The sequence below is a fragment of the uncultured Kluyvera sp. genome (assembly GCF_902485085.1).
Taxonomy (GTDB): domain Bacteria; phylum Pseudomonadota; class Gammaproteobacteria; order Enterobacterales; family Enterobacteriaceae; genus Kluyvera; species Kluyvera ascorbata.
Genome location: NZ_CABTJS010000109.1, coordinates 1 through 2351, shown reverse-complemented (window position 1 = coordinate 2351; position 2351 = coordinate 1). Strand labels below are relative to the sequence as shown.

Annotated in this window: 3 protein-coding genes; all 3 read right to left on the bottom strand. The window is 58.3% G+C overall.

Annotated features, from left to right (window positions below):
* Positions 1–37: 37 nt before the first annotated feature.
* Positions 38–1576: an IS66 family transposase gene (locus tag RDN66_RS13105; protein WP_308537903.1), complete on the bottom strand. Its 1539-nt coding sequence runs from the start codon at positions 1574–1576 to the stop codon at positions 38–40.
* A 49-nt stretch (positions 1577–1625) separates the two neighbouring features.
* The gene (gene tnpB / locus RDN66_RS13100) at positions 1626–1973 is read right to left on the bottom strand and encodes an IS66 family insertion sequence element accessory protein TnpB (protein WP_004114612.1); all 348 of its coding nucleotides are present in this window, start codon (positions 1971–1973) and stop codon (positions 1626–1628) included.
* A partial coding sequence (locus RDN66_RS13095) for a transposase (RefSeq protein ID WP_308537902.1) occupies positions 1970–2351 on the bottom strand: 382 nt, incomplete at its 5' end. The genes tnpB and RDN66_RS13095, both read right to left, overlap by 4 nt.

Genomic DNA, 2351 nt, shown 5'->3' with positions numbered 1-2351 from the left:
GTAAGCGTACAGCGAGAACCGTATTGACGGGGATGTGTTATTCAGTTGGCAGTGTGATGCGCCAGGGTAGCAGCTCGCTGACCCGGTTGACCGGCCAGTCAGCTATGACGTCAAGGACATGGCGAAGGTAGCTTTCTGGATCCACGCCGTTCAGTTTGCACGTCCCGATCAGACTGTACAGCAACGCTCCCCGCTCACCACCGTGGTCTGAGCCGAAGAACAACCAGTTTTTACGACCCAGACTGACCATCCGCAGCGCATTTTCAGCGATGTTATTATCGGCTTCGGCCCAGCCGTTTTCTGCATAGTACGTCAGGGCCGGCCACTGGTTCAGGGTGTACGTGAACGCCTTTGCCAGCTCCGAGTGTCGCGACAGCGTTTTCATTTTTTCACGCAACCAGCTTTCCAGGGTACTAAGCAGCGGTTTCGTTTTCCGCTGACGTTCAGCAAGCCGTTGTTCCGCCAGCATTCCTCTTATTTCCGCCTCCACGGCATACAGTTCGCCGATACACTTCAGGGCTTCCTCCGTCAGGGCTGACGGCGTGCGAACGTGCACATCGTGGATTTTACGGCGGGCGTGAGCCCAGCAGGCGGCTTCCGTTATCCGGCCATCGCGGTACAGCTCGTTGAACCCGGCGTACGCATCCGCCTGTAGCACACCGCTGAACCCCGCAAGATGGGTCTGCGGATGGATGCCTTTTCTGTCGGGGCTGTAGGCGAACCACACCGCCGGTGCCAGCGCTGACCCGGCGTTGCGGTCATCACGAACATACGTCCACAACCGCCCGGTCTTCGTCTTCTTATTGCCCGGCAACAGCACCTGGACCGGGGTATCATCGGCATGGAGTTTACCTTCAGTCAGGACATAGTCCTGAAGCGCCTCCTCCAGCGGGGACAGCAGCCGGCAGCATGCATCCACCCAGCCCGACAGCAGTGAACGGCTCAGTTCCACGCCCTGGCGACCGTATATTTCAGACTGACGATACAGCGGTGTGTGCTCTGCATACTTTGAGGTCAGCACGCGGGCCATCAGCCCCGGTCCGGCGATACCCCGCTCAATGGGGCGCGAAGGCGCGGGGGCCTGCACGATGGCATCACATTTTGTGCAGGCATGTTTTTCCCGTACGGTCCGGATCACCCGGAAGGCGCTGCGCATCAGCTCCAGCTGTTCAGCGGCATCCTCACCCAGGTAACTCAGCGCACCACCACACTCCGGGCAGCAGGAACCCGCTGGCCGCAGGCGTTTTTCATCGCGGGGGAGTGATTCGGGGAACGGTTTGCGGGTGCGGGTCTGACGCAGAGTGCGCTGTACTGCCGGGTCATCCACCCGACCGGTCAGCGTATCGCTCTCTTTCTGAAGCCGGTTCAGATCGGCTTCCATTTGTGCGATACGGCGGGAGACTTTTTCAGAACGGCTGCCGAAGTTCATCCGGCGAAGTTTATCCAGCTGCGCCTGCAGATGGTCTATTTCGCGCTCCCGGTCTGCCAGCTTTTCCAGCAGGGCACGGTTCAGCGCTTCCTGTTCGGCAAGGCGCTGTTTCAGCAGAAGGATGTCGTCAGAAGAGATGTCATTCATAAGCCAGCATTTTACCAGGCTTATTCTGCGACAACCAGGATAAAGAAGCCTACAGCATGGTCAGGGAGGTCAGCAACCGCTTCGGCTGTCGCCAGTCGATGCCTTCCAGCAGCATTGCCAGCTGCGCCGGGGTCAGGAACACTTTGCCATCGCGAGCTGACGGCCAGGCGAAGCGCCCGCGCTCCAGCCGTTTGGTCAGCAGGCACAGCCCGTCGCCGGTGGACCACAGAAGTTTAACCTGACTGCCGCTGCGGCCCCGGAAGATGAAGACATGGCCGGACATCGGTTCGTCTTTCAGCGCCGTCTGCACTTTTGCAGCCAGCCCGTTGAAGCCGTTTCTCATATCGGTAATACCGGCAACCAGCCAGATTTTGGTGCCTGTTGGTAGCGGGATCATCGCTTCAGTTCCTGTATCAGCAGAGTCAGAAGCTTTTCGCTGACAGTGCCGTTGAGGCGGAGTGTCCCGTGCCGGAACGTTACCTCACAGCAGATGCTGAGCTCTGAGTCCTCAGCGGGCGGTTCTGGTTGTACGGCGGTGGCATCGAGAGTCACAGGAAGTAACTGAGGCCTCTCAGAGGAAGGTAATAGCAGCTTTCCCTCGCGCCACTGCTGGCGCCATTTAAAGAGCAGATTGGCATTAATGCCATTTTCAAACGCCAGTTTTGAGATGGATATCCCGGGTTCGCAGGAGGCAGCAACGAGTTGCTGTTTAAACTCAGGAGAATAATTAGGGCAGCCTTTACGCCTGCCGGGAGTCATATTTTTCTGCATATCT